The organism is Gordonia sp. LMA484 (assembly GCF_058129505.1).
In genome coordinates this window covers 469,510-495,419 of record NZ_CM176700.1, presented here as the reverse complement: position 1 = coordinate 495,419, position 25,910 = coordinate 469,510, and the positions used below count along the sequence as shown (strand labels likewise).

Here is a 25,910-nt window from a genome sequence, read left to right as displayed (position 1 = left end):
GCGGACCCGAACCGCATCGCGCGCGGCGATCGGTCTCCGCCTAAGGCGAGCTTCGTCCCAATTCGCTGCCCCGGAGGAACGTGTGCCCACACATGCCGTCGACGATCCAGCTCCCGAAGCGTCGCCGCCGTATGAACCACCCGAATCGTTCATCCCCGTCGACAAGCGGCGATTGGGGATGGACGGCCGGACCCTGCTGCCCGGCTTCATCGTCCTGGTCATCGCCCTGATCCTGTCGTTCGTGCCGGCCATGATCAACGCCGCCGTCGACTACGACGATCCGGTCGCCGCGGGTGACGTGATGGCGGTCGGCGACCGGGTGACGTTCACGCCGACGGTCGGCTGGAATGTGACCGCCGGCCTGCGCCAGGACGAGCCACTGCCCGGCGGCGAGTATCCGTCGACGGCAACCGTGTCTGATTCGGGCGTCGTCCTGCAGATCCGGACCGCACCGTTCGACGGCACCGCCGAGGAGCTGCTCGATCAGATCCGGGACAACAACGAAGACCTCGGGGACCTCGCCCCGGACATCGGTGAGAAGGCCGCGTCGATCACCACCACCGACGGCCATCGTGGCGTCATCGCCGACTATCAGGTCCCGACCGGCGACGGCGTTGTCGCGGCATTCGTCGACAACGGACTCGGTGTCGAGGTCGTGGCCGCCGTGCCGCCGGAGTACGAGCGCGAATCCGCCGAGGACATCGCCCGGATGATCCAGAGCATCACCATCAAGGAGGGATCGCAGTGACCACCACCATCGGTGACGACACACCGCAGAGCGAGTCGGTCGACCTCCAACGCAACCGCTACGAGGCCATCACCAAGTCGGGTCGTGGTGAGAGCTTCACGTTCATCCAGCCGCGCAACCTGTGCTGGTGGGTGTACATCGCGATCGTCGCCTACGGCGCGATGCTCACGGTGACCATGTTCGCCGCACCCTGGCACGCGTATGCGGGCGAACTCGGCAGGACCGTCTTCGTGCTCATCGTCTACGGGGCCCTGCTGTGGTGGTTCACCCGCTACATCGATCGCTACTCGCCGGTGCCGGGGAAGCTGGTGCTGACCGCACTGGTGTGGGGGGCGATCGGCGCGACGATGGCGATCGCCATCAACGCCAACGACCCGATCCGTGCCTTGTGGGCCAAGGGTTTCGGGCAGCAGTTCAGCGCGGAGTGGTCCGCCGGCCTCACCGCTCCCCTGACCGAGGAGATCTCCAAGGGGCTCGGTGTTGTGCTGTTGATCTACTTGGCACCCAAGGTGATCCGCACCGCGTTCGATGGCTTCATCGTGGGCGCGTTCTGCGGTCTGGGTTTCCAGATCCTCGAGGACGTGCTCTATTCGTTCAACCTGGCCGGGTCGCATTTCGGTGCTGATGCGGGTGAGATCGGGTTCGGTGTCGCCGTACAACGCATGCTGACTGGCCTCTCGGGACACATCCTGTTCTCCGCCATCTTCGGCGCAGGCATCGTCTATCTGCTCGGGCGGCCCGGTGAGCCGCGCAACGTGGCCCGAGGACTCGGGCTGATGGTGCTGCCGATGGCGATGCACTGGTTCTGGGATTCGATGGGCGCGTTCCTGCCGGCGCCGTCCGATGCCGTCGTCATCGTCGAACTGCTGATCGTCGTGTTGATCTACCTCGCGATCGTGGTCTGGGTGTTCCACCTCGTCGTCGGACGCGAACGAACCTATCTGCGTGCGATTCTCGCCCCCGAGGCCGCCAATGGCGTGCTCACGGAGGACGAGCTGATGGCGGTCTCCGGCGACTGGAAGCAGCGTCGACACCTGCGCAAGGTGGCCGGAGGGCGTGCGGGGCGCCGCCGGGAGAGTTGGGTGACCGACGCCGCCGGCGACCTCGCCGACGCGCTGGCGCAGTCCCGAGGTGCGGCGACTCCCGAGGTGGAGTTCGCACGGTCGGAGGTGACCCGGCTGCGAGGCGTCGACGCCACGGTGTGATCGCTGCCCGTGTGACCGTCTGATCCACCGAGTCAAAGCCTCCGTCGGCGCCATCCGCGCCGGCGGAGGTTTTTCTCGAGTTGACGGGCCGTGATCGCGTGATCTCCGCCACGTTCGCGGTCGCCGACTTCCCCTTCACGCCCGTCCGGTAAAGACTTGTCCCGGAGGGACTTCCCTCCTGGAACGTCGGGGGTCGTCGGGGTGGATGGTTTTCTTGGTCGTGCGCGCGTCACATTGGTCGCGGGCGTGTCTGCAGTCTTGTTGTCAGCATCGTTGAGCGTTCCTGCCGTCGCGGGCGCGACCGGTGGCGCAGAATCAGGTGGCGGTTCGACGGGAACCGTTGGGGGGCACTCGAGTTCGGGATCGTCGCATTCGGGTTCGTCGCACTCTGGTTCGTCGCCCTCTGGTTCGTCGCATTCGGGATCGTCGCATTCGGGATCGTCGAGTTCGGGTTCGGGTGGCTCGTCGGACTCCGAGAATTCGTCGCACGGGAAGGACGGGTCAGCCGGCTCGGGCCCCGGGGGCTCGGGTCCCGGGACCTCGACATCTGGAGGCTCAGGTTCCGAGGGCACCACGCCCGGCCACAAGCGTTCCGGCGAGCAGTCGCCCCACGGAAAGGATCACTCCGACAAGGGTTCCGGCCCCAACGGAGGATCGAAGGGTGACCGGGGCGACCGGGGCGACAAGGGCGATTGCGACGAGGGCGGCGCCGGGACACCGCCGACCACCGAGACGCCACCGGCACCGCCGACTACCGAAGCACCGCCAACTACTGAGGCGCCTCCAACTACCGAGGCTCCGCCCACCACCGAGGCTCCCCCGACCACCGAGGTACCGCCCGCCACGGAAGCACCGCCGACCACGGAAGCACCTCCAACCAGCGAGGTCCCACCCGTCACCGAGGCTCCCCCGACCACCGAGGTCGAGACCGAGATACCCGCGCCCCCGCAGCCGGAGCAGCCGGAGATCGTGCTCCCGCAGTGGCCGACCATCGAGATCATTATCGGCCATTCGAGCATCAGCTTCCCGAAGGTCGATCTCCCACAGATCGGCGGAGGCGGCATCACCCAACCCGGGTCGGGCCCCACGGGTGAGTCGATCATCGCCGTCACCGGCTCGCGAGGGGATGTCGTCTACGGCTACACCGATTCCCACGGCGGAGGCTTCGTGCCGATGGGCTATCGCGACGCCCTCACGTTCGACACCGGCGTCGGTCTCGCGGCACCCGGTCCCCGGACAGATTCCGCCCGCGGCCCTGGCGTTGCCTGGGTTGCTCTCGGTGGCCTCGTCGGCGCAGCAGCATCGGCCGGCGCCGTCGGCGTGTGGCGCCGGCGTGTTCGCGGTGCGTAGAGCGCTTCTTTCGGCGGGATCGGCTGCCTTGTTGATCGTGGCAGCCGCCGGCTGCGGCGCAACGGCGGACGATTCCGTGGGCGTGAATCCCATTGTGACGCCCGCGCCCTCGCTGCCGGTGGCCTCGACGCTGATCAACCCGAGCGCAGTCCCGGCCGGTGTGCCGACGCATCTCACTGTCCCGACGCTGGGACTCGACAAGTCGATCCGAACGCTGCCCGCCGAGAGCTGCCCCACCATCGACCCGCCGACACTTGACGATCCGTACTGGCTGCAGTGCCGGTCGGCGCCCGGGACCCATTCGGACGGCACGACATTCATCGTCGGTCATGCGGTCGCGCATGGCCACGGCGTGTTCAACGACCTCGGCCGGCTGACCGTCGGCGCCCCGATCATCCTCACCACTGTCCGCGCCGAGCTGACCTACCGCGTCTCATCCCTGACGGCCTATCGCCGCGACGGAGAGATCCAGCGCGCCCGGCAACTTCGTGAACGCGTTCCCGGCCGACTCCTGTTGGTCACCTGCCGGCTCGGTCCCGCGGGCCAACTCACCGACGACAATCTCGTCGTGCAGGCCGACCTCGTCAGCGCAGTTGCCGTGCACGGGTAGCCTGTGGACCAGTGGCGGCCGCTCAGTGCAGCAGACCGGCGATCTGATCGGCGATCCCTTGTTGCCCAGCAGCATTCGGATGGACCGGCGATGCACCCGTGGCGCCGTTCTGCGGCTCGATCCACCGCTGACCGACCGGTGCGCAGGCGTCGTGGCCCGCAGAGACGTCCGACATGTCCACGAACGTGGCACTCGCCCGTTCCGCGGCGTTCCGGATGGCGTCATTGAGGGTTGCCTGCAGCTCATGCAGATACGCGACATCGCCCGCGGCGATCCGCATGGTCGGATAACAGCCGCCGGTCTCGGGGAGAATCCACGGATAGCCGATCGCGAGGACCTTTGCCTTCGGGGCCTTCTCGCGGACCGCGGCGAAGGACTTCACCAGCGCGGGCGAGGTTCGCCGTTCGACGATGTCGGAGTACTCACTGCCGTGGGCCGCCTGGCATGGCGCCCCCTGCAGGTCCGACTCCGCGACCTGAGAACACGCACTGATCGCGGTCGTGTACAAGTCGCTGTCGTTGCCGCCGATCATCACCGTGACCACGTCCGCGTCTGACGACAGCGCATCCAATTGCGCCGGCACACCGTCGTACTGGGACGTGGTCAGGTCTGCGGTGTCGGCGCCACTACAGCTCACATCGGTCAGCTGGTAGTACTCCGCGGACGCCACCACGTGGGCGAAGTTGCGCGACGACCGCAGGCACATGACCGGCGAGCCCTCGACGAGCGGCTCCACACCGGCTGCGGCACTGTAGCTGTCGCCGAGGTTGACCATCTGGGTCTCCGTCGCGGAGGCCGACGTCGGCATGGCCCCGGGCCCGGTGCCGTTGTCATCGTTGCCGCCGCAACCGTTCACGACCACCACCATCGTCGCGACGAACGCTGCCGCCACGGCGCGGCGGACCGTTCCCCGGGTCCGCACTCTATGTGTCACAGTGCTCATGCGCCGGCTCCCAACATCATCAGCAACAGCTCCGCTCTGGTCCGGGCGTCCGTGAGGTCCACCTCGAGCAGGTCTTCGATCCGTTCGATCCGGTGCCGCAGGGTGTGTCGATGCACACCGGCCGCCGCCGCCGCGACACCCCAGTTCCCGTTGGCCTCGAGGTAGGCCAGCAGGGTCGATCGCAGATCCGTGCCGTGCTCGGCGTCGTGGTCGAGGACCGGTGCCAAGCGCTGCTCGAACGCATCGGTCAGCGCCTGCCGGATCGGATCGCTCGTCAGCAGCGACCGGCTGCCGTACAGATCGACAAGCCTGCCCACCGGCGCGGACCGGCACGCCAACCGCGCCTGCCGCACCGACTCGGACGCCTCACGCAGACCGGTCACCGGGCCGATACCACCGGACACGGGCCCGATCGTGTTGAGCATGGTGAGCAGGCCGTCGGCGAAATCGACCCGGTCGTCACCACGGAGGAGGACGAACAGGACGGGGCCGTCGCGATGCACGAACACCGACCGCCATCGATGTTCGATCTCCTCGACGAGACGTCGGCGGCCGCGGGTCGCGGTCTCCTCATCGGCGAAGGTGAAGGCCACCGCCCGCACCTGTCCCGTCGGGTCTGCGGCGCGCCCGAGGATGCGGTCGATGCCCGGCCCGGCCGGCGCGATCCCGTCGATCACCATCGCGAGGACGTCGTCATGGAGTTCCGCGACGTCGCGGCTGACCTGCCGCGGTTTCGCATGTTCGATCGCCAGTAGGGAGATCGCGTGACCGACCAGCATGCGCGCGACATCGTCGAGCGCCGAGGGGCCGAGGACACCGAGGTGCCCGTAGGTGCGACCGCCCGACCCGACTCGCGCGACCGTCATCGTGGCGTCGTCGGTCACCCACACCGCGCCAGCCGACGCGGGATCACGCACCACCAGATCACGGACCCGCTCGAGGTCGACCGGCGGGAGCGCACCCGGCGCCACGGCAACCACCGCGAGACCGTTGTCGAGCAGCACGACATGCTGGTCGACCGCCTCCGCGAGCACGCGAACCACCGCGGCCGACCCACCCGACGCGGCAGCACGAGTCATCCGGGGCTGCGCCTTGGTCGCGGCGACCAGGCGGGAGGACCGCTGCGCGGCGATCTGATCGAGGACGGTCCGGGCGATGGCTGAGAACGGCACCGGCAGCGGCACCTCGAACAGCGGCAAGCCCAGGGCGTCGGCCTCGTCGGCCATCTCGACCGGAATCGCATCGAACCCGAAACCGAGGCCGAGACCCACGGCCGCGACGCCCACATCGTCGAGGTTCTTGAGGTAATCGCGCCACACGGCCGGGTCGTCGCCGAGCCGCAAACCCGTGGTGAGCAGCACCTCGCCGCCCGACAGCCATTCGGCGGCGTCGATCAGCTCGCTGGACACGGCACAGTCGAGCAACCGGTCCAACCCCGCGGCCCCGCCCCGCAGGGCCAACTGCAGACGCCGCTGGGCCATCAACCACCGCACCGTCGCCATGGGGGCAGCCTACCCATCCGATGGACACAATGGAGTGCGTTCGCCGATATCTTGTACAAGTTGGCAGGACACCTCCGGGCGACAGAGGCGAAGACTGGGAACGTGCCCATTCGAGGAGCCAGCACAGAACGAGCGAGGACGAGATGACCACCATCACCCATCGACTGCCCCAGAAGCGCCACCTCGTCACCGAGCTTCCCGGCCCGCGGTCCGTCGCGCTGACCGAACGTCGCCGCACCGCGGTCGCCGCCGGACTGGGGTCGGTGGCGCCGGTCTACGCGGCCGACGCCGACGGTGGCGTCATCGTGGACGTGGACGGCAACTCGCTGATCGATCTCGGCTCGGGGATCGCCGTGACCACCGTCGGCGCCAGCAATCCGGCGGTCGCCGATGCCGTTGCCACGCAGGCACATCACCTGACCCACACCTGCTTCATGGTGACGCCGTACGAAGGCTACGTGGCGGTCGCGGAGAAGCTGAACCACCTGACACCCGGCGATCACGAGAAGCGGACCGCCTTGTTCAACTCGGGCGCCGAGGCGGTGGAGAACGCGGTCAAGATCGCCCGTCTGGCCACCGGGCGCAACGCCGTCGTCGCCTTCGACCACGCCTATCACGGACGCACCAACCTCACGATGGCACTGACCGCCAAGTCGATCCCGTACAAGCACAACTTCGGCCCGTTCGCGCCGGAGGTCTACCGAATGCCGATGAGCTACCCGTTCCGCGATCCGCTCGGCACCGACGGTGTGGCGGCGGCGAACCGGGCGATCAGCATGATGAGCACACAGATCACCGTCGACAGCCTGGCCGCGGTGCTCGTCGAGCCCATTCAGGGTGAGGGCGGATTCATCGTTCCGGCACCGGGTTTCCTGCCGACGCTGGCCGCCTGGTGCCGACGCAACGGGGTCGTGTTCATCGCCGACGAGGTGCAGAGCGGCTTCTGCCGAACCGGCGACTGGTTCGCCTGCGACCACGAGGGTGTGATCCCCGACCTGATCACGATGGCCAAGGGCATCGCCGGAGGGATGCCGCTGTCGGCGGTCACGGGCCGCGCCGACCTGATGGATGCGGTGCACCCTGGCGGTCTGGGCGGCACCTATGGCGGTAATCCGGTGGCCTGCGCGGCCGCGCTGGCCGCGATCGACCAGATGACCACGCTTGATCTGGCCGCCCGGGCGCGACACATCGGCGAGATCGCGATATCGGCGTTGTCGTCGACGGCCGAGAAACTGGCCGCGGACGGCCACGGTGTGATCGGCGAGGTTCGCGGGCGTGGCGCGATGGTCGCCGTCGAACTGGTCCGGCCCGGCACCACCGAACCCGATCCAGAGCTTGCCAAAGCCGTCGCCGCCCAAGCACTCTCACGCGGGGTTCTGGTGCTGACCTGCGGCACCTACGGCAACATCCTGCGGTTGCTCCCGCCTCTGGTGATCGACGACGACCTCCTGCGCGAGGGCCTCGACATCCTCGCCGACGCCCTGACATCGAACCAACCGGTCCACTAGCCGAACCCCGCGCCGGTGGCGCAGCCCGAACCCCGCCGGTCGTCGAGTAGCCCGGCCCCCGCTGGTCGAGCAGCCCGCCCGGCCCCCTCGCTGGTCGAGCAGCCCGCCCGGCCCCGCTGGTCGAGCAGCCCGCCCGGCCCCGCTGGTCGAGTCGCCCGCCCGGCCCCCTCGCTGGTCGAGTAGCCCGCGAGCCCCTAGGGCGAGCGAGCGTATCGAGACCACAGAAGCGTATCGAGACCACAAAACCGAAAACCAACCAGAAAGGCTGTGCAATCACATGACCGACAACCCGGACCCGCGAACAGTTCTCGACTCGGTGCCCACCGGACTCTGGATCGATGGTGAATCGGTTCCGTCGAAGTCCGGCGGCACCTTCGACGTGTACGACCCGGCCACCGAAGAGGCGTTGATCTCGGTTGCCGACGCAACCGTCGACGACGCCGGGCTCGCACTGGACAAGGCCGTCGCCGCCTCCGACGACTGGGCCTCGACCGCACCGCGCGAACGCGGCGAGATCCTGCGTCGCGCCTTCGAACTGCTCACCGACCGCGCCGATCATTTCGCGATGCTGATGACCCTCGAGCTCGGGCGCGCACTGCCCGACAGCCAGGCCGAGACCAAATACGGTACCGAGTTCCTGCGCTGGTTCGCCGAGGAAGCGGTCCGGATCAGCGGCCGCTTCACCGCCGCGCCCGCGGGCACCGGACGAGTCCTCGTCTCGCACCAGCCCGTCGGCCCGTCCCTGGCCATCACCCCGTGGAATTTCCCGCTGGCGATGGGCACGCGCAAGATCGGCCCCGCACTGGCGGCGGGAAACGTGATGCTGGTCAAGCCCGCCCACGAGACGCCGCTGACGATGCTTGCGCTGGCCGAGGTCTTCGCCGAGGCGGGCCTGCCGCCCGGTGTGCTCTCGGTGCTGCCGACCAGCAATGCCGGCGACGTCTCCACCGCGATCATCACCGATGACCGAATCCGCAAGATCAGCTTCACCGGTTCCACCCCGGTGGGCCGAAACCTGATGGCGCAGGCCGCAGAACGCGTGCAACGCACCTCGATGGAACTCGGCGGCAACGCACCGTTCCTGGTGTTCGACGACGCCGACGTCGACGCGGCCGTCGACGGCGCCTACCTCGCCAAGATGCGCAACGGCGGCGAGGCCTGCACCGCGGCCAACCGTTTTCTGGTGCAGTCCGGTGTGGTCGAGGAGTTCACCGAGAAGCTCACCGAGAAGATGGCCGCGGCCCGGCTCGGCCCCGGATATGAGCAGGGTGTGGACCTCGGTCCGCTGGTCAGTGCCAAGCAGCGCGACAAGGTCGCCGAGATGGTGGACGCCGCCATCGCCGACGGTGCACGAGTTCGACTGGGCGGCAAGACACCCGAGGGTAAGGGATTCTTCTATCCGGCCACGGTGCTCGATCGGGTCGACCCCTACGCCCCGGTCACGCGCGACGAGATCTTCGGTCCGGTCGCGGTGATCAGCAGTTTCGATTCGGAGGCCGACGCCATCAAGGCCGCCAACTCCACCGAGTACGGACTCGCGTCCTACTTCTTCAGCCGCGATCTCGAGCGCTGTATGCGGGTCTCCGCCGCGCTCGATTCCGGGATGGTCGGGGTGAACCGCGGTGTCATCTCCGACCCTGCAGCACCGTTCGGCGGGGTCAAGCAATCCGGCATAGGCCGCGAAGGCGGCAGCGAGGGCATCGAGGAGTACCTGTCGGTCAAGTACATTGCGCTGACCTGAGAACGGGGCCCGACCCGCCGCTGAAAGCCGCCCTCGACAGGCCAGCCGTCGGCGATGCGCCGACCACCGGCCCCTGCCGGGCGGTTTTCGGTGACGCGTCGAAATGCCGGGCGCCCTGACCTAGGCCGGGGTCTGCGCCGCCGCTGAAAGCCACCCTCGACAGACGAGCCGTCGGCGATGCGCCGACCACCGGCCCCTGCCGGGCGGTTTTCGGTGACCGGTCGAAGTGCCCGGCGCGCTGACCTAGGCCGGGCCCGGCGCCCCCGGCCCCTGAGGAGCGGGGTAGGCGAAGATCACCATTCGCCGGGTGCGTCGACACGCGTGCGACTTTCGGCGATTTCCGTACACTCGTGCACATGCGTATTCGGGTTGCCGCAGTACTCATCGCCGTCTTCACCGCCCTAACCGTGATCGTGGCCGCGCCGGCCCGGTCCGAGGCCGCGCCGGTGGGTGCGGGCAGCTCTGATCTGCTGTCGCCCAACAGTGTCTTCTTATGGCAGAACCCGCCATCGCGCTACATCGTGGTCCTGGGCGCCAAGATGGGCACGTTCGGGCAGACCCCGGGCATCCTCGAACAGCGGATGAATGTCGCTGCCGGACTTGCCCGATCCCACCCTTTCAACCGGATGGTCGTGTCCGGCGGCAACACCTGGTGGCTGCCGGTGTCCGAGGCGCAGTTCATGAACCTCGGCCTGATGCGGCGGGGCGTGCCGGTGTGGCAGATGGTCAACGAGGGCGCGTCGACCAGCACGGTCCAGAACGCCACCAACACCGTCGCGATGCTCAAGCGGATGGGCGCGACCGGCGCCTTGATCGTGACCAACGGTTTTCACATGCCGCGGGCCATGAAGGACTTCCGGACGGCCGCCGCGAAACAGCACGCGCGTCTCGAGTTCCGCCCGGCCTACGCCTGATGCAGCCGCCTGACGCAGCCGCCTGATCCGGCCGACGAGCCAGTCGCCACTCAGTCGTGCGGCGCGACCATCGTGGTGGTGAAGGTCATCCGGTCGCCGCGGTAGAGCGATCGACGGTGTTCGATGGGGATGCCGTCCTGGTCGTAGGACACCCGGTTGAGCAGGAACATCGGCGTTCGGGCGTCGACGGTGAGCAGCGCGGCCTCACGCGCGTCGGGCAGTGTCGAGTCGATGGTGTCCTCGGTGCGTCGGAACTCGATGCCGCGCTCGATGATCGCCGCATACAACGACGAGGTGGTCTCGAAGGATTCCTCGAGACCCGGATACCGCGCCGCCGGTAGCCGGGTGCATTCCAGACCGACGCGCACATTGTCGGTGGTCAGGACGCGTTCGAGCTGCAGGATCGGATCGCCGGGGGCGATCGCGAGATGCCCGGCGAGCTCGTCATCTGCCTCCAGATGGCTCCACCCGACGAGGATGCGGCTGGCCGGACGTCCTCGGTCGCGGGCGGCCTCGGTATAGGACCCGATCATCAGGGGTTGCAGGATCTTCGGGCCCGCGACGACCGTGGCACGCCCGCGGCGCTCGATGCGCCCGGCGAGGAGGAGTTCCCGCAGCGCCTGGCGGACGGTTTCCCGGGCCACCGAATACTGTTCGGCGAGGTCGCGTTCGGCCGGCACCGGGTCACCCTCGGCCATGCCGTCGAGCACCGTCTCGAGCTGCGCGCGCACGACCTGGTGTTTGAGAACCCGGGGCTCGGCGGCGAAGGTCATACCCCGACGATACCGGGGTGCCGGTCTAGACCAACTCGACATGCGGCGGGCGTCAGCTTTTCCAATGGATGGATGTGACGTTGTGCACCCGCGGTGCGGATTGGGAGGTTGTGTCACACCACCCAGGCCGACCTCAGGAGAGCCGATGAACGTTACCGTCGTGACGCACGACAACCCGACCACAGCCCAACCGACCGACGTCGCGAAGACACCCACGAAGGCGGCCCTCGCGTCGTTTCTCGGAAGTGCGCTCGAGTACTACGACTTCTTCATCTACGGTTCGGCAGCCGCCCTCGTCTTCGGGCACACCTTCTTCCCCGAGGGCAACGACGCGATCGGAACGGTCGCCGCACTCGCGACCTTCGGCGTGGGCTATGTGGCCCGGCCGATCGGCGGTATCGTGCTGGGCCACTTCGGTGACCGGCTGGGCCGCAAGAGGATCCTCCTGTTGACGCTACTCATCATGGGTCTGTCGAGCCTGGCCATCGGATTCTTGCCCACCTACGACCAGATCGGCATCGCTGCGCCGGTCCTGCTGGTGCTCTGCCGTCTCGCCCAGGGCTTCTCCGCCGGCGGTGAGGCGGCCGGTGCCAGCACGTTGACGCTCGAACACTCCCCGGAAGGACGTCGTGCGTTCTTCACCAGCTTCACGATGACCGGCTACGCCGCCGGAATGGTGCTCGCCACGCTTGTGTTCATCCCCGTCGCGGCATTGCCGAAGGACCAGCTCGACGCCTGGGGTTGGCGAATCCCGTTCTGGTGCAGCGCCGTCGTGTTGATGGTTGCCTATTTCGTCCGCACCAGGCTCGACGAAACCCCGGTGTTCGAGCAGTCACGCGAGCATGCCGAGGTCCAGAAGCTGCCCGTGGTGACCGTCCTGACGACACAGTGGCGCGACGTCCTGCGGATCGCGCTGTGTTCGCTGTTCGCCGTCGGCCAGACCGTGTTCACCGTCTTCGGGCTGGCCTACGCCACCGGGCCGGACGCCGGCATCGGCCGCAGCACGATGCTGTGGGCGTCGTCGGTATCGATCGCCGGCTCCATCATCGCGATTCCGTTGCTGGCCAGGTTGTCCGACCGCGTTGGTCGACGTCCGGTGTGGATCGTCGGCGCTCTCGGCTGCGCCGTGACGATGTTCGCGTACTTCTGGGCCATCTCGGTCGGGTCGACGCCGCTGATCTTCGGTGCCGCGCTGCTGACGATGACGCTGTTCTACTCGATGGTCAACGGCCTGTGGCCGAGCTTCTTCACCGAGATGTTCGCCGCGCCCGTGCGCTACTCCGGCTTTGCCGTTGGCACGCAGATCGGCTTCCTCATCGCCGGCTTCGCCCCCGCGATCGGCTGGGCATTGCTGGGGACGGGCACCAACGCGTGGGTGCCGGTGGCGGTGTTCACCGCCATCTGCATGCTCATCTCCTCGGTCGCGGCGTTCACCGCCCGCGAGACCTACCGGGTGCCGCTCGCCGAGCTCGGGAATCCGTCGACTCCGCGCGAGTAGCCGGAGGACAATGAGGCGATGTCTCGGACACCGACAGGAGAATCGGTCACTGCCCGCGTCGTGAGGGTGTTGTCCTCGTTCGACGCGGACACACCGTCCCTGTCGGTGTCCGACATCGCGCGCCGGTCCGACCTCCCCGTCGCGACCGCACACCGCATCGTCGGCGAGCTGGTGAAGTACCGCCTTCTCGAGCGCAATGACACGCGGATCAGCGTCGGTGTGCGGATGTGGGAGCTGGGCGCCCGCGGCTCGCACACCTTGAGCTTGCGCGAGGCCGCCTTGCCGTTCATGGAAGACGTGAACGCCGCGATCAAGCAGCACACCCAGCTCGGCATCCTGGACGGCAACGAGGTCCTCTTCCTCGAACGCCTCTCCACGCGCGGGTCCGTCGTCAATGTCACCAAGATCGCCGGACGTCTCCCGGTCCACGCCTGCTCGTCCGGACTGGTCTTGTTGGCCAGTGCCCCCGCCGACGTCCAGAATCAGTTGTTGTCACAGCCGCTTGAGCGCTACACCGACGCGACCATCACCGACCCCGCACAGATGCGACGTCTGCTCGGCGAGGTCCGCAGCCAGCACTTCGCCGTCGCCCGGGGGCTGATCACGCCGGGGGCCACCGGAGTCGCCGTCCCCGTCCGCGACAGCACCGGCGGCGCGGTGATCGCCGCACTGTCCGTCGTGATCCCGAATGATCAGGCGAACCCGCAGGCGGTCGTCGCGGCGCTGACCACCGCGGCGCGCGGCATCACCCGCGCGATGTCGCGCGGATCGCGACCCTGAACAAACCTTTCCATCCATTGGAGTCCGGCTGTGACCCCGGTCTCGGGTCGGCCAGAGTGGGTGTCACCACCCAAGGACAACGGTCGCGAAGCCGGCAGTCGGAATCAGCTGTATATCAACGCTTTCGCACATTCTGACCGTGTTCCGCCCTCAGAAAGGTGAAAACAGATGAGCTCGAAAACGGTCAAGTGTGACCTGCTGGTCATCGGCTCCGGAGCTGCCGGCATGGCTGCCGCCCTCAAGGCGGCCGCCGACGGCCACAGCGTGATAGTCGCGGAGAAGTCGACCTGGCTCGGCGGGACCACCGCCATCTCCGGCGGCTGGGCCTGGGTTCCCGGCAACAAGCAGGGTGTCGCGCAGGGCGATACCCGTGCCGAGATCGAAACCTACATCCGCGCACTCGCCAAGGACTGCTACAAGGCCGAGATGGTCGACACCTTTCTCGACGAGGTGCCCGAGGCGATCGACTGGCTCGAAACCGAGACAGACGTCGAATTCGTCTATCCGGAAATGGCTCCCGACTATCAGATGGATGCGCCGGGAGCGAAGCCGTCGGGGCGCGCGATCTCGGGCAAGGTCGTCGACGCACGCATCCTCGGCGAGAACCGGCTGCGGCTGCGGCCCTACCTCGACACCTACACGGTCTTCGGCTACATGCCCGAGGTCGGCCCGGACATCGCGGAGTTCCTCCATGCCAACCGGTCACTGAAATCCTTTGCCTACGTGTCGAAGAAGCTGCTCAAGACATGGGCCGAGACGGTGGTGTGCCGCCGTTCGTTCGACCGGACCAACGGCAATTCACTGATGGTGCGGATGGTGGCGTCGGCCGCCAAGCTCGGTATCCGCATGTGGACCGAGACGCCCGTGACGAAGATCGTGCAGTCGGAGAACGGGATCGTCACCGGCGCCGTGCTCGGCGGCGCGCACGCGGCAACGGTGCAGGCACGTCTGGGTGTGGTGATCGCGGCCGGTGGGTACTCCTCCGACGCAGCCATGCGCGCCGAGTTCTGGCGCCACGATCCCCACGGCGACAACCACTTCACACCCACGGTCGGCCACGACGGCGACAATGTGCGCCTGGCCGCACCGCTCGGCGGGCACGTGGACACCGATGTCCACGAGCCGGCCGCCTGGGCTCCGGTGACCGTGTTCACCGGACTGCGCGGACACCAGCGCATCTTCCCGCATCTGCGCGCATTCGGATTGCCGGGCCTCATCGCAGTGAACCGCAAGGGCGAGCGCTTCGCCAACGAATCGAGCTCGTACCACGACTTCGGCATGGCGATGATCCAGGAGAACGCCGGCCAGGACGAGACATTCGGCTACATCATCGCCGACTCGAAGGCCATGAAGAAGTACGGTATCGGCTACGCGAAGCCCTGGCCCATCCCCCAGGGATATTTCAAGAAGACCGGCTTCCTGCACAAGGCCGACACCGTCGAGGAACTCGCCCGCACCATCGGTGTCGACGCCACCGGACTGAAACAGACACTGGCAGAGTTCAACTCCGGCGCGGCCAAGGGCGGGGACCCCAAGTTCAACCGCGGATCCAACTGGTTTCACCACTTCAAGGGCGACATGGAGCACAAGCCGAACCCGAACCTCGAACCGCTCGACCGGGGCCCGTACTACGCGGCCAAGATCGAGATGGGCGATCTCGGGGCCTACTCCGGCCTGGCCGTCGACCGGCACAGTCAGGTGCTCGACGACGACAACCAGCCGATCCCGGGCCTGTACGCGGCGGGTTCGGCCGCCGTCAGCATCTTCGGCGGCGGCTACCCCGGCTACGGCGCCAACATCGGGCCTGCCCTCGTCTTCGGCTACACCATCGGACGCGACGCCGAGGTTCTCGCCTCGCTGCGCGGCGAAACCGCCACACCGGCTGTCCTGGAAGAGGTCTGACATGACGTTCTTCCTTGTCCGATACCGCTATACCGATGACAGCGCCGGCCGCGACACGCACCGGCCCGACCACAAGCGCCACCTGGCCGACGCGGCCGACCGGGGGCTGATCCTCGGGTCGGGACCGTTCGCACCGGACGAGCAGCCGGGCGCAGCCATGATCTATGCGTCGGCCACACGCCAGGCCGTGATCGACGTCGTCGAAGGCGACCCGTTCCACGTTCACGGGCTCATCGCGTCGTATGAGGTCACCGAATGGATTCCGATGATCGGCCGGTGGGCCGTCGCAGCAGCAGGAGGTCGGTCATGACAGGTCGAGTGGCCGGCAAGATCGCCATCGTCACCGGGGCCAACGGCGACTTGGGCGGTGCCACCGCGCGAATGCTCGCCCGAGAAGGAGCCCGGGTCGCGGCCTTTGACCTCAAAGTGCCGGACGCACCGTTCGACTCCACGGACATCACCTCGTTCGCCGTGGACGTCACCGACGAGTCCAGCGTCGCCGAGACGGTCGCGGTCGTGAGTCAGACCATGGGTGTACCGGACATCCTGGTCAACTGCGCAGGCATCATCGGGCGTCCCGCCCCGTCGCACGAGGCCTCCGTGGGCGAGTTCGATCAGATCTTCGACGTCAACGTCAAAGGCGTCTGGCTGATGACCAAACACGTGGTGGGGCACATGATCGATCGACAACGGGGCAGCATCATCAACTTCTCGTCGATCCACGGGCTGACCGGCGGATCCAACGTCCCGCTCTACCACGCGTCGAAAGGCGCGGTGCGGCTGCTGAGCAAATCGGACGCCGTCACCTACGGGCCGGCCGGGATCCGCGTCAACTCCATCCATCCCGGTTCGATGCGCACGGCGATGAGCAGACGATCGGCCGAGGGCAGCCCGCTGGGCGCCGAGGAGTACTACCGGCGCCTGGTGTCGGGAAATCCGCTCCCGCGACAGGGAGAGCCCGACGAGATCGCCTATGGAGTTCTCTATCTCGCATCAGACGAGTCGGGGTTCACCACCGGCACCGAGCTCGTCGTCGACGGAGGCTATACGGCGCACTGAGGGCCCTACCCCGGGCACCGAAGGCGGACTACCCTCGATGACAGACCCGGCACACAGCTGGGCCCACACCGCTGGACCCTCCGGATTCGCGGCGATCCGGAATCGAGGACGCTTCGATGTCATCACCCGACGAGCAACTCGAAATCATGGTGGGCGTCGATGGCTCATCGTTCTCCCTCGCCGCGACGGAGTGGGCCGCGCACGACGCCGAGGCGTGGGACATTCCGCTCCGGTTGGTTCACGTGGTGTCCCCGCTGGTGCTCTCGGCGTGGCCCGAGGAACTGAAACCCGAGGACTTCGCGGAGCGGGTGAACGATGAGGCCAACCGGATGATCGACGCCGCCCACCAGGTCGCGGTCGAATCGATGTCGTCCGATCGGACGCCACCGATCGCCACGGAGGTGATCGGTGGGCACATCGTGCCGACCATGGTCGAGCTGTCGCGCAAGGCCGCCATGTTCGTGGTGGGCTGTCGGGGTCAGACCGCGGCTGCGCGGGCCATACTGGGGTCGGTCAGTTCCGAGCTGGTGCATCACGCGCACTGCCCGGTGGCCGTGATCCACGACGAGGCCCCGCACAAGCAACGCTCGGCCGAGGCGCCGGTGGTGGTCGGCGTCGACGGGACACCCGAGTCGCAGCGAGCGGCCGAGCTGGCATTCGCCGAGGCGTCGCGTCGTGGTGTGGGCGTCGTCGCGATGCACGCGTTCAGCGACATGGGTCCGATCAATTTCGGCTCCCTCAACTGGGCACCGATCGAGTACCGCAACATCAAGGCCGCCGAGGAACAGGTGCTCGCCGAGCGTGTGGCCCCCTACCGGCAGATGTATCCCGACGTCGACGTCCGCCTGGTCGTCGCCCCCGACCGGGCGGCTCACCGATTGCTCGAGGTCGCCCTGAACGCCCAGCTCGTGGTGGTGGGAAGCCATCGACACAGCGGATTCGCGGCGATGGTGCTGGGCTCGGTCAGCGGTGAGGTCGTCAACGCGGCCGAGGTCCCCGTGATCGTCGTCCGTTCTGGTCTAGACCAAATGGTCTGACACTGTTAACCCGCCGTTCGTCCTGACGGCACCTTTTGGTCTATACCAAACCGCACGCTGTCCTCATGCAGACAGCAACATTGGTCGTGTTCGACATGGCCGGAACGACAGTCACCGACGACGGACTCGTGGTCGCCGCGTTCGAGGCCGCCGCAACCGCGGTCGGTGTACCCGCCGCGGGTCCCGAGCGCGACCGGGCACGACAGTATGTGCACGACACCATGGGTCAGTCGAAGATCGAGGTGTTCCGCGCGCTCTTCGAGTCCGACGAACGCGCCGCCACCGCCAACGCCGCCTTCGAGCGCGCCTACACCGACGCCATCCCGGGAGGCGTGAAGGCGGTGCCGGGCGCTGCCGAATTGATCACCCGCCTGCGGGCCGCGGGAATCGCGACCGCGTTCACCACCGGCTTCAGCCCCTCCACCCAGCAACGAGTCCTCGACGAACTCGGCTGGACAGATCTGGTCGACATCGTGCTGTCACCGGGCGACGGCACCCGCGGCCGCCCCTACCCCGACCTGGTGCTGCGGGCGGCCCTCGCGGCGCAGGTCACCGACGTCGCCGACATCGTGGTCGTCGGCGACACCGCCAGCGACATGGTGACCGGCCGCCGGGCCGGCGCCGGCGTGGTCGTCGGCGTCCTCACCGGCGCCCACGACGAACATGCCCTGCGCACCGCGGGAGCCACACACGTGCTCCCCTCTGTCGCAGAACTCTCCGAGATCGTCCTCTGACCCGCCTACCGAATCGTCGAGAAAGGCTTGTTCCCATGAGAATTCGCTCCCGCCGTATCGTCGCCGCCGCAGCCCTCGCCGCGTCGCTCGCCCTGGTCGCCTCCGGATGCTCCGGTTCCGATGACGACTCCACCAACGCCGAGGGATTCCCCGACACCATCACGCTGGCGGCCGTCCCCGCCGAGAACTCGACCGACATGAAGGCCAGCTACGAGCCGGTGATCAGGACGATCGAGGCCCAGACCGGATCGAAGGTCGACTTCGTGCAGGCCTCCGACTACGCCGGCGTCGTCGAGGGCATGATCGCCGACAAGGTCGACCTCGCATTCTTCGGGCCGTTCGCCTACGTCGTGGCCGGCATCAACGGCGCCCACATGACCCCGCTCGGCGCGGTCATCAAGGAGAAGGGCGGCGAACCCGGGTACAAGTCCTATGGCCTCACCCAGGCGAACAACACCTCGGTCAACGGGCTCACCGACTTTGGCGGCAAGAAGGTCTGCTTCGTCGATCCCAGCTCGACGTCGGGATTCCTCTACCCGACCGCCGGGCTGATCGAGGCCGGCGTCATCAAATCCGGTAGCGAGCAGGATGTCTCGGCCGGCGTCACCCCCATCTACGCGGGCGCACACGACGCGTCGGCACTGGCCATCGCGTCAGGCCAGTGCGACGCGGGCTTCGCCTTCGACACGATGGTCGACAAGACCATGATCGAGAAGGGCGACCTGAAGCCCGGTCAGCTGAAGACCGTGTGGAAATCCGACACGATCGCGGGTTCGGTGTTCGCGGCCAACGACTCCCTCGGAACCGAGGCCATCGACAAGCTGAAGAAGGTCTTCACCGAGGACGTCAACGTCGATGCGATGACGGCGGCCGGTTACTGTTCGGGCGAGCAGTGCCTGTTCACCGACGAACGCGCGTGGGGCGTGGTGCCCGCCCAGGACTCCGACTACGACGGGGTCCGGCACGTCTGTGACGTCACCAAATCCGAGAAGTGCCAGGGCTGACATGACACCGACGCAGACACCCCCGCACGTGGCCGGCGACGACCGTGTGGTCCACGTCCGGCACCTGACGAAGAAGTTCGACGGCACGGCGGCGCTCGAGGATGTGTCGCTCGACGTCCACCGCAGCGAGCTCGTCGTGTTGCTCGGACTGTCCGGGTCGGGAAAGTCGACGTTCCTCCGATGCCTCAACGGGTTACACCCGGTGACCTCGGGCAGCGTCGAAGTGCGTGGGGTGCGCGTCGATCTCGCCGGTGGACGGGATGTGCGGGCGTTGCGCCGCGAGGTCGGCTTCGTCTTCCAGCACTTCAATCTCGTCGGCCGACTGAGCTGTATCGAGAACGTGCTCATCGGCGGCCTCGGACGACTTCGGTTCCCGCGCTATGGCTCTCTGACCTACCCCACACGGATGCGGGCCGAGGCGCTCGGGCATCTGGACCGGGTCGGACTCGCCGACCTCGCCGAACGTCGCGCCGACACCCTGTCCGGCGGCCAGCAGCAGCGGGTGGGCATCGCCCGGACATTGATGCAGCGGCCCAAACTGCTGCTCGCCGACGAGCCGGTGGCCTCGCTGGACCCGGAGAATGCGGGCGTGGTGATGGATCTGCTGTTCCAGGTGTGCATGGAGGAGAAGCTGACCGTCATCTGCACCCTGCACCAGGTCGACCTCGCGATAGGGTGGGCGCACCGGATCGTCGGGCTCCGTTCGGGTCTCAAGGTGCTCGACCGCCCGACCGTGGGACTCGGCCGCGACGACGTGATGTCGATCTATGAGCGCGTCGACCCGTTGTCCGAGCCGGCGGCGAGCAAGGCGACCCGACCGTGGTGAACACGCTGCTGACCGACCGCCCCTACGAGGACGAGCAGAACCGGGCCAGAGGCCGCGGTCGGCGCTCCCGGCTGCTGATGCCGGGCCTGGCGGTGGGCGCTCTCGTGGTCACCGCCCTCTCGGCCTGGTACATCGACTTCGCACCCGGCACGCTGTTCGCCGGGCTCGACGACATCGCGAACCTGCTCGAGCGAATGATCCCGCCGCGCATGGACGATCCGGGCCGGATCGGGGAACTCGCCTTCGAGACCTTGCTGATGGCGTTGTTGGGGACGGTACTGGCCGCGATCGCCTCACTGCCGTTGGCATTTCTCGCCGCCCGCAACACCTCTCACCATCCGATTGTCCAGGCGATCGCCCGTGGGAGCATCACGTTCTGCCGGGCGATGCCCGACCTGCTGTTCGCGGTGTTGTTCGTGCGGGCGCTCGGGATCGGCATACTCCCCGGCGTGCTCGCCCTGGCACTGCACTCGATCGGCATGCTCGGCAAGCTGTTCGCCGACGCCATCGAGGAGACCGACGTCGGACCGCGGGAGGCGGTGCGCTCCGTCGGCGGCGGATACCTCCGGGAGATGATCAATGCGGTTGCACCGCAATGCGTGCCGTCCTGGATCGGGGCATTCGTCTACCGCATCGACATCAACCTGCGGATGTCGGTGGTCCTCGGCTTCGTCGGCGCCGGTGGCATCGGATTCGCATTGCAGGATGCGTTGCGCGGACTCATCTATCCACGCGCACTGGGCATCGTGCTGGTCATCCTGGCGATCATCACGGCCATGGAACTGATCGCGATCGCGGTGCGGCGGATGCTGCTCAGTCCCGACGGCGCGAACCCGAGACGCGAGCGGATCGCACGCACGACGTTCTCCGTCGGCATCGCCGCATCGACGGTGGCATCGCTGGTCGTCCTGCACATCTCACCGTGGTCGTTGGTGACCTGGGTCGGTCCGTGCTTCGAAGTGTTCGGCAAGATGATCCCGCCGAACTTCGGCGCTCTCGACGGCCAATTATTCACCGCGGCAACCCAGACCGTCGCGATCGGCATCGTCTCCACCGCCATCGGTGCGGTGCTGTCGATACCGGCGGGCATCTGTGCGGCCCGCAACGTGACGCCGCACGTCACGGTCTACTGGTTGGCCCGGGCCTGGATTCTGGTGGTCCGGTCGGTCCCCGAACTGATCCTCGCGGTGGTGTTCGTGGCGGCACTCGGCCTGGGCCCCGTCGCCGGCACCTGTGCACTGGCGATCGGGTCGATCGGATTCCTCGCCAAGCTCGTCGCCGATGCCGTCGAAGAGATCGACCCCGGCCCGATGGAGGCCGCCCGATCCGTCGGATGTGGTTGGTGGAAGACGCTGTTCGCCGCGGTTCTTCCGCAGGCGATGCCCTCCATCATCGGTTCGGGCCTCTACCTGCTCGACGTCAACATCCGCACCTCGACGGTGCTCGGCATCGTCGGCGCAGGCGGTATCGGCTTCCTGCTGTTCGAGTCGATCCGTACCCTCAACTTCGACGTCGCCGGCGCCATCGTCATCGTCGTGTTCGTCATCGTCTTCACCATCGAAAGGTTGTCCGGTTGGATACGCTCACGCCTCGTCTGACCCGGGCCGCGATCTGGCGGGGTACCTCCGTCGGCGTCGAGAGCGTCCCCGTCCCGCGTGTCGGCGACGGCGAGGTACTCGTGCGAGTGCGGTTGGCCACGGTGTGCGGGAGTGACCTGCACACCGTGGCCGGCCGGAGGAGCGCACCGGTCCCGTCGATCCTCGGCCACGAATCCGTCGGCGAGGTGATCGCGGTCGGCGACGGCGCACCCGCGGCGCCCGGGGCACGCGTGATCTGGTCGGTCACCGTGGCGTGCGGCGACTGTGACCGGTGCCGTGTCGGTTTCACTGCCAAGTGTCTGCGTGTGCGCAAGGTGGGACATGAGTCCTACGACGGCGACTGGCCGCTCTCGGGCGGCTACGCCGAGCACATCCTGCTGCCGCGGGGCACCGCCGTCGTGTCGGTTCCCGACAACGTGCCAGATGCCGTCGCCGCGCCCGCCGCGTGTGCGACCGCGACCGTGATGGCCGCGGTCGAGGCGGCCGGTGACGTGCGGGACCGACGCGTGCGGATCGGGGGCGCCGGCATGCTCGGGGTCACGGCGGCCGCCGTCTGCGCCGACCTGGGCGCCGACGTCGTCATCACCGACCGACACGCCGACCGCCTCTCCCTGGCCGAGTCCTTCGGTGCGAGTGCGGATCACGGCGGTCGGGTCGATGTCGCGATCGATTTCACCGGGTCGAGTGATGCGGTCTGCGAGGCGTTCGAGCGGCTCGACGTCGGCGGCACGTTGGTGATCGCCGGGTCGGTGACACCCGGGCCCGCGCTGCACGTCGATCCCGAACGGGTGGTGCGCAACTGGCTCACCATGCGTGGGGTGCACAATTACGAACCCCGGCACCTGCAGCAGGCCGTCGACTTCCTGCACCGCACCCTCGACGTCTACCCGTGGATGTCGCTGGTGACCGAGCCGGTGGCGCTCGCCGACATCGCCGCCGCGCTCACGCCGCCGCCACCCGGCAAGCTGCGGGTTGCCGTCGCGCCCTGAACAGCCACAACGCCTGTCGCCAGGTACACGTGACGCGCCACGTGTATCCGACGACAGGCGTTGTGGCTGCGTGCGATCAGCCGGCGAACCGTGAGTGCGCGCGCCCCGGGGAACCGGTTGCGCCGATCCCGCGTCCAAGACCCATGACCAGCTTCGCAACGCTCGACGGCGCGGTGAATCGCGCCGAGCTCCTTGCCAACGGCTTCGCCGACCACGAGGTTCGCGCCGCGGTGCGCGCAGGCGTCCTCGACACGTTGGCGCCGGGAGTCCTGATCCGCCCCGAGCTCCTCGACGGCACGCGCGAGCAACGCCATCGCGAGCTCGTCAAGGCCTGGCTGCGCCGATCATCGAAACCCGGGCGCGCCCTGACCGACGTCTCGGCACTGGCCGTGCTCGGATTACCGGTGTGGGGTCTGAACACCTCCCGGGTGGTGCTCGCCGATCCCGGCCTGGGCCCCGGATCACGGTCGACGAAGCTCGTACGCCTGGTGAGCGACACGCGCCCACCGTCGCTCACGGTGGTGAACGGACTGTCGGTCCAGTCCCCCGCGCGCGTCGTCGTCGACCTCGCGCGGACCGCGCCGCGGGTTGCCACGATCGCCGTCGGCGACGCGGCACTCCACCAGGGGCTCTGCACCGTCGACGATCTGGGGAACGAGCTGGATCTGGCTGCCGGGATGAAGGGCATCGCGCGGGCACGTCGCATCGTCGGCGAGTTCAACGGCCTGGCGGAGTCGGTACTCGAGTCGCGGAGTCGCATCACGATCATCGATGCCGGCCTCCCCGTTCCCGAACTGCAGGTCGAAATCTACGACACGTTCGGGAGATTCATTGCGCGCGTGGACTTCTATTGGCGCAGTCATCGGGTGGTCGGCGAGTGCAACGGCTTGATGAAGTATTCCGGCGACGACGGCATCGGCCGGGTGCTGCACGAAAAGGCCCGGGCCGACGCGCTGGTCGAGCACGGGGACCGGCCCATCAACTGGGGCTGGACCGACCTGGACAAGCCGGAGCGGCTCATCGCCCGACTCCGCGCGATGCTGCCCGAGACAGACACAACGCCTGTCGCCGAACACATGTGACGCGGCACGTGTGTCTGACGACAGGCGTTGTATCTGGATTCAGGCGGCCGGCGCCCAGCCGATCAGCGCAGCAACGCGCGGCTCATCACGACGCGCTGGATCTGGTTGGTGCCCTCGTAGATCTGGGTGATCTTGGCGTCACGCATCATCCGCTCGACCGGGAAGTCGCGGGTGTAGCCGGCACCGCCGAACAGCTGCACGGCGTCGGTGGTGACCTCCATCGCGACGTCGGAGGCGAAGCACTTCGACGCGGCGGAGATGAACCCGAGGTTCTTCTCACCCCGCTCGGCGCGGGCGGCCGAGGTGTAGACCATCAGGCGGGCGGCCTCGACCTTCATCGCCATGTCGGCGATCATGAACTCGACACCCTGGAACTTGCTGATCGACTGGCCGAACTGCTTGCGGTCCTTCACGTATTCGATCGCCTTGTCGAGCGCACCCTGCGCGATGCCGACGGCCTGCGCACCGATCGTCGGGCGGGTGTGGTCGAGGGTCTGCAGCGCGGTCTTGAAGCCGGTGCCCTCGTCGCCGACGATGCGGTCCTCGGGGATGGTGCAGTCCTCGAAGTAGAGTTCGGCGGTGGGCGAGCCCTTGATGCCGAGCTTCTTCTCCAGCGGGCCGACCGTGAAGCCCGGGTCGTCCTTGTGAACCATGAACGACGAGATGCCGTTGGCACCCTTCTCCGGATCGGTGACCGCCATGACGGTGTACCAGGTCGACTTGCCGCCGTTGGTGATCCAGCACTTGGAGCCGTTGATGACCCAGTTGCTGCCGTCCTTGCGGGCGCGGGTCTTCATCGACCCGGCGTCGGAGCCGGCCTCACGCTCGGAGAGCGCGTACGACGCCATCGCCTCGCCGGAGGCGATCGAGGGCAGCACCTGCTTCTTGAGCTCGTCGGAGCCGTTGAGGATCAGTCCCATCGTGCCGAGCTTGTTGACGGCCGGGATCAGCGACGACGAGGCACACACGCGGGCGACCTCTTCGATGACGATGCACGCGGCGACGGAGTCGGCTCCCTGGCCGTCGTACTCCTCGGGCACGTGGATCGCGTTGAACCCCGACGCCACGAGGGCATCGAGCGCCTCCTGCGGGAACCTCGACTTCTCGTCGACGTCGGCGGCGTGGGGCTCGATCTCCTTCTCGGAGAGCGCGCGGATCGCCTCACGCAGCGCGACGTGCTCCTCGGGAAGTTCGAAGACGGAAAAGTCGGGGTTACCGAACGCCATGATCACTCCTATCGGCAAGATGGCTACGCAAGCGCTTCGACGACACTGCGTGCCAATGTCCTGTTCCAGTGTAGTGCAGCACGGCACTGAGTGCCATGTCAATCTCGTTCGACGACACTTTCATTATTCGCGCTCGGGGTGGTCGGCGCGCAGTTGTTCGCCGACCCGGCGTGCGATCTCCGCCGGCGAGGTCCCCGCGGGGTAGGTGACGACAGAGACGACGGTGTCGGCGACCCCTCCTGGCTGTGCACCACCGCCCGTGGCCCAGCCGCGGAAAGCCGTCCGCACGTGGTCGAGTTCGGTGCGCAACCGCTCGAGCGTCGCGTCCTCGTCGCCACGGATCATCGCGCGGAGCAGGAAGTTGTGGGCGCTGGTGACCGCGGCGGCGTAGCTGACGATCCGCACGGGCGATTCATCGGGCAGTCGCAGACGCAGGAAATCCTCGAAGAGCCGTTGATACCGATAGGTGGTGACCAGCTCCCGATCGCGTAGGGCCGGGACCTCCTGAACGACCCGGATGCGCCGCACCGCCATCTCACGAGCATCACGGAAGTGCACGAAGACCAGCTCGGCCCCGGTGCAGACGGCGGTCCACGGATCGTCGTGAGCTGCGTCGAGATGCGACCTGACCTGGCCGAGCAGCGACTCGTGGTCGGCGAAGATCACGTCTTCCTTGGCCCCGAACTGTCGGAAGAACGTACGCCGCGAGATCCCCGCGGCCGCCGCGATCTGTTCGACCGTAGTGGATTCGTATCCGCGCTCGGCGAACAGTCGGATCGACTCGGCGACCACGTGGACCCGGAAGGCCGCCGAGTCGGGGGAGCCCGTGTCCGATGCGATCGACATGGCACTCAGTATCACCGACGACACGCCCGCTGCGC

24 protein-coding genes are annotated in these 25,910 nt (G+C 67.7%); 19 read left to right on the top strand and 5 right to left on the bottom strand.

Translation table 11 applies throughout. The annotated features are described in order from the left end of the window. The first annotated feature begins 82 nt into the window (after nt 1–82). From AC4AMJ_RS02215 to AC4AMJ_RS02200, 4 genes are all read left to right on the top strand, one after another. On the top strand, nt 83–748 hold the full coding sequence (locus AC4AMJ_RS02215; RefSeq protein ID WP_489897214.1) for a hypothetical protein: 666 nt from the start codon (nt 83–85) through the stop codon (nt 746–748). Beyond that, nucleotides 745–1,953: a PrsW family intramembrane metalloprotease gene (locus tag AC4AMJ_RS02210; protein ID WP_489917012.1), complete on the top strand. Its 1,209-nt coding sequence runs from the start codon at nt 745–747 to the stop codon at nt 1,951–1,953. The genes AC4AMJ_RS02215 and AC4AMJ_RS02210 overlap by 4 nt, the downstream gene beginning before the upstream one ends. Before the next feature lie 969 nt (nt 1,954–2,922). Continuing rightward, a complete protein-coding gene (locus AC4AMJ_RS02205) occupies nt 2,923–3,303 on the top strand; it encodes a hypothetical protein (protein WP_489917010.1) in 381 nt (126 codons plus the stop codon). Nucleotides 3,304–3,385: 82 nt separating this feature from the next. Then, nucleotides 3,386–3,913, top strand: coding sequence for a class F sortase (locus AC4AMJ_RS02200; protein ID WP_489917008.1), 528 nt, complete (start codon nt 3,386–3,388; stop codon nt 3,911–3,913). Between the two features lie 22 nt (nt 3,914–3,935). Here AC4AMJ_RS02200 and AC4AMJ_RS02195 read toward each other — a convergent pair whose 3' ends face one another. Both AC4AMJ_RS02195 and AC4AMJ_RS02190 read right to left on the bottom strand, forming a co-directional pair. Then, nucleotides 3,936–4,856 carry an SGNH/GDSL hydrolase family protein gene (locus AC4AMJ_RS02195; RefSeq protein ID WP_489917006.1) on the bottom strand — a complete coding sequence of 307 codons (921 nt, stop codon included), beginning with the start codon at nt 4,854–4,856 and terminating at the stop codon, nt 3,936–3,938. Next, nucleotides 4,853–6,358, bottom strand: coding sequence for a PucR family transcriptional regulator (locus AC4AMJ_RS02190; RefSeq protein ID WP_489917004.1), 1,506 nt, complete (start codon nt 6,356–6,358; stop codon nt 4,853–4,855). The genes AC4AMJ_RS02195 and AC4AMJ_RS02190 overlap by 4 nt, the downstream gene beginning before the upstream one ends. A 143-nt stretch (nt 6,359–6,501) precedes the next feature. Here AC4AMJ_RS02190 and gabT point away from each other — a divergent pair, with 143 nt between their 5' ends. The 3 genes from gabT to AC4AMJ_RS02175 all read left to right on the top strand — a co-directional run bounded on the left by gabT (nt 6,502) and on the right by AC4AMJ_RS02175 (nt 10,521). Further along, the gene (gene gabT, locus AC4AMJ_RS02185) at nt 6,502–7,866 is read left to right on the top strand and encodes a 4-aminobutyrate--2-oxoglutarate transaminase (protein WP_489897220.1); all 1,365 of its coding nucleotides are present in this window, start codon (nt 6,502–6,504) and stop codon (nt 7,864–7,866) included. A gap of 277 nt (nt 7,867–8,143) precedes the next feature. Then, nucleotides 8,144–9,607 carry an NAD-dependent succinate-semialdehyde dehydrogenase gene (locus AC4AMJ_RS02180; protein WP_489917002.1) on the top strand — a complete coding sequence of 488 codons (1,464 nt, stop codon included), beginning with the start codon at nt 8,144–8,146 and terminating at the stop codon, nt 9,605–9,607. A gap of 356 nt (nt 9,608–9,963) precedes the next feature. Then, complete coding sequence (locus AC4AMJ_RS02175; protein WP_489897222.1) at nt 9,964–10,521, top strand: YdcF family protein; 558 nt, start codon at nt 9,964–9,966, stop codon at nt 10,519–10,521. Between the two features lie 50 nt (nt 10,522–10,571). Here AC4AMJ_RS02175 and AC4AMJ_RS02170 read toward each other — a convergent pair whose 3' ends face one another. Continuing rightward, nucleotides 10,572–11,294 (bottom strand): GntR family transcriptional regulator, encoded by a 723-nt coding sequence (locus AC4AMJ_RS02170; protein ID WP_489897223.1) that lies wholly within the window; start codon nt 11,292–11,294, stop codon nt 10,572–10,574. 145 nt (nt 11,295–11,439) lie between these two features. Between AC4AMJ_RS02170 and AC4AMJ_RS02165 the strand changes: the two genes are divergently transcribed. From AC4AMJ_RS02165 to AC4AMJ_RS02110, 12 genes are all read left to right on the top strand, one after another. Continuing rightward, nucleotides 11,440–12,792 carry an MFS transporter gene (locus AC4AMJ_RS02165; protein ID WP_489897224.1) on the top strand — a complete coding sequence of 451 codons (1,353 nt, stop codon included), beginning with the start codon at nt 11,440–11,442 and terminating at the stop codon, nt 12,790–12,792. A gap of 18 nt (nt 12,793–12,810) precedes the next feature. Then, nucleotides 12,811–13,572, top strand: a complete 762-nt coding sequence (locus AC4AMJ_RS02160) for an IclR family transcriptional regulator (RefSeq protein ID WP_489917000.1) — start codon at nt 12,811–12,813, stop codon at nt 13,570–13,572. 168 nt (nt 13,573–13,740) lie between these two features. Then, complete coding sequence (gene chcC2 / locus AC4AMJ_RS02155; RefSeq protein ID WP_489916998.1) at nt 13,741–15,474, top strand: 4-oxocyclohex-2-ene-1-carboxylate 5-dehydrogenase; 1,734 nt, start codon at nt 13,741–13,743, stop codon at nt 15,472–15,474. Nucleotide 15,475: 1 nt separating this feature from the next. Continuing rightward, on the top strand, nt 15,476–15,784 hold the full coding sequence (locus AC4AMJ_RS02150; RefSeq protein WP_489897227.1) for a YciI family protein: 309 nt from the start codon (nt 15,476–15,478) through the stop codon (nt 15,782–15,784). Next, entirely contained in the window at nt 15,781–16,533 is a 753-nt protein-coding gene (locus AC4AMJ_RS02145; RefSeq protein WP_489916997.1) for an SDR family NAD(P)-dependent oxidoreductase, read from the top strand. Before AC4AMJ_RS02150 ends, AC4AMJ_RS02145 begins: the two co-directional genes overlap by 4 nt. 116 nt (nt 16,534–16,649) lie before the next feature. Next, nucleotides 16,650–17,570 (top strand): universal stress protein, encoded by a 921-nt coding sequence (locus tag AC4AMJ_RS02140; protein WP_489916995.1) that lies wholly within the window; start codon nt 16,650–16,652, stop codon nt 17,568–17,570. A gap of 65 nt (nt 17,571–17,635) precedes the next feature. Next, a complete protein-coding gene (locus AC4AMJ_RS02135; protein ID WP_489916993.1) occupies nt 17,636–18,304 on the top strand; it encodes a phosphonatase-like hydrolase in 669 nt (222 codons plus the stop codon). A 35-nt stretch (nt 18,305–18,339) separates the two neighbouring features. Then, complete coding sequence (locus AC4AMJ_RS02130) at nt 18,340–19,308, top strand: phosphate/phosphite/phosphonate ABC transporter substrate-binding protein (RefSeq protein ID WP_489916991.1); 969 nt, start codon at nt 18,340–18,342, stop codon at nt 19,306–19,308. A gap of 1 nt (nt 19,309) precedes the next feature. Further along, a complete protein-coding gene (gene phnC, locus AC4AMJ_RS02125; RefSeq protein WP_489916989.1) occupies nt 19,310–20,134 on the top strand; it encodes a phosphonate ABC transporter ATP-binding protein in 825 nt (274 codons plus the stop codon). A gap of 77 nt (nt 20,135–20,211) precedes the next feature. Continuing rightward, the gene (gene phnE, locus AC4AMJ_RS02120; protein ID WP_489918356.1) at nt 20,212–21,732 is read left to right on the top strand and encodes a phosphonate ABC transporter, permease protein PhnE; all 1,521 of its coding nucleotides are present in this window, start codon (nt 20,212–20,214) and stop codon (nt 21,730–21,732) included. Then, nucleotides 21,708–22,721, top strand: a complete 1,014-nt coding sequence (locus tag AC4AMJ_RS02115; protein WP_489916987.1) for a zinc-binding dehydrogenase — start codon at nt 21,708–21,710, stop codon at nt 22,719–22,721. Before phnE ends, AC4AMJ_RS02115 begins: the two co-directional genes overlap by 25 nt. Before the next feature lie 143 nt (nt 22,722–22,864). Continuing rightward, the gene (locus AC4AMJ_RS02110) at nt 22,865–23,803 is read left to right on the top strand and encodes a type IV toxin-antitoxin system AbiEi family antitoxin (protein WP_489916985.1); all 939 of its coding nucleotides are present in this window, start codon (nt 22,865–22,867) and stop codon (nt 23,801–23,803) included. A gap of 62 nt (nt 23,804–23,865) precedes the next feature. Here AC4AMJ_RS02110 and AC4AMJ_RS02105 read toward each other — a convergent pair whose 3' ends face one another. Beyond that, complete coding sequence (locus AC4AMJ_RS02105; protein ID WP_489897235.1) at nt 23,866–25,029, bottom strand: acyl-CoA dehydrogenase; 1,164 nt, start codon at nt 25,027–25,029, stop codon at nt 23,866–23,868. Nucleotides 25,030–25,152: 123 nt separating this feature from the next. Beyond that, the gene (locus AC4AMJ_RS02100; protein WP_489897236.1) at nt 25,153–25,875 is read right to left on the bottom strand and encodes a TetR family transcriptional regulator; all 723 of its coding nucleotides are present in this window, start codon (nt 25,873–25,875) and stop codon (nt 25,153–25,155) included. Nucleotides 25,876–25,910: the final 35 nt, after the last annotated feature.

Excerpts from the sequence above, each read along its gene's own strand:
- AC4AMJ_RS02140 (WP_489916995.1), top strand. The coding sequence starts at position 16,650 with ATGTCATCACCCGACGAGCAACTCGAAATCATGGTGGGCGTCGATGGC.
- AC4AMJ_RS02165 (WP_489897224.1), top strand. The coding sequence starts at position 11,440 with ATGAACGTTACCGTCGTGACGCACGACAACCCGACCACAGCCCAACCG.
- AC4AMJ_RS02170 (WP_489897223.1), bottom strand. The coding sequence starts at position 11,294 with ATGACCTTCGCCGCCGAGCCCCGGGTTCTCAAACACCAGGTCGTGCGC.
- phnC (WP_489916989.1), top strand. The coding sequence starts at position 19,310 with ATGACACCGACGCAGACACCCCCGCACGTGGCCGGCGACGACCGTGTG.
- gabT (WP_489897220.1), top strand. The coding sequence starts at position 6,502 with ATGACCACCATCACCCATCGACTGCCCCAGAAGCGCCACCTCGTCACC.
- AC4AMJ_RS02105 (WP_489897235.1), bottom strand. The coding sequence starts at position 25,029 with ATGGCGTTCGGTAACCCCGACTTTTCCGTCTTCGAACTTCCCGAGGAG.
- AC4AMJ_RS02100 (WP_489897236.1), bottom strand. The coding sequence starts at position 25,875 with ATGTCGATCGCATCGGACACGGGCTCCCCCGACTCGGCGGCCTTCCGG.
- AC4AMJ_RS02160 (WP_489917000.1), top strand. The coding sequence starts at position 12,811 with ATGTCTCGGACACCGACAGGAGAATCGGTCACTGCCCGCGTCGTGAGG.
- AC4AMJ_RS02150 (WP_489897227.1), top strand. The coding sequence starts at position 15,476 with ATGACGTTCTTCCTTGTCCGATACCGCTATACCGATGACAGCGCCGGC.
- chcC2 (WP_489916998.1), top strand. The coding sequence starts at position 13,741 with ATGAGCTCGAAAACGGTCAAGTGTGACCTGCTGGTCATCGGCTCCGGA.
- AC4AMJ_RS02130 (WP_489916991.1), top strand. The coding sequence starts at position 18,340 with ATGAGAATTCGCTCCCGCCGTATCGTCGCCGCCGCAGCCCTCGCCGCG.
- AC4AMJ_RS02135 (WP_489916993.1), top strand. The coding sequence starts at position 17,636 with ATGCAGACAGCAACATTGGTCGTGTTCGACATGGCCGGAACGACAGTC.
- AC4AMJ_RS02175 (WP_489897222.1), top strand. The coding sequence starts at position 9,964 with ATGCGTATTCGGGTTGCCGCAGTACTCATCGCCGTCTTCACCGCCCTA.
- AC4AMJ_RS02190 (WP_489917004.1), bottom strand. The coding sequence starts at position 6,358 with ATGGCGACGGTGCGGTGGTTGATGGCCCAGCGGCGTCTGCAGTTGGCC.
- AC4AMJ_RS02180 (WP_489917002.1), top strand. The coding sequence starts at position 8,144 with ATGACCGACAACCCGGACCCGCGAACAGTTCTCGACTCGGTGCCCACC.
- AC4AMJ_RS02145 (WP_489916997.1), top strand. The coding sequence starts at position 15,781 with ATGACAGGTCGAGTGGCCGGCAAGATCGCCATCGTCACCGGGGCCAAC.
- AC4AMJ_RS02110 (WP_489916985.1), top strand. The coding sequence starts at position 22,865 with ATGACCAGCTTCGCAACGCTCGACGGCGCGGTGAATCGCGCCGAGCTC.
- AC4AMJ_RS02195 (WP_489917006.1), bottom strand. The coding sequence starts at position 4,856 with ATGAGCACTGTGACACATAGAGTGCGGACCCGGGGAACGGTCCGCCGC.
- phnE (WP_489918356.1), top strand. The coding sequence starts at position 20,212 with ATGCCGGGCCTGGCGGTGGGCGCTCTCGTGGTCACCGCCCTCTCGGCC.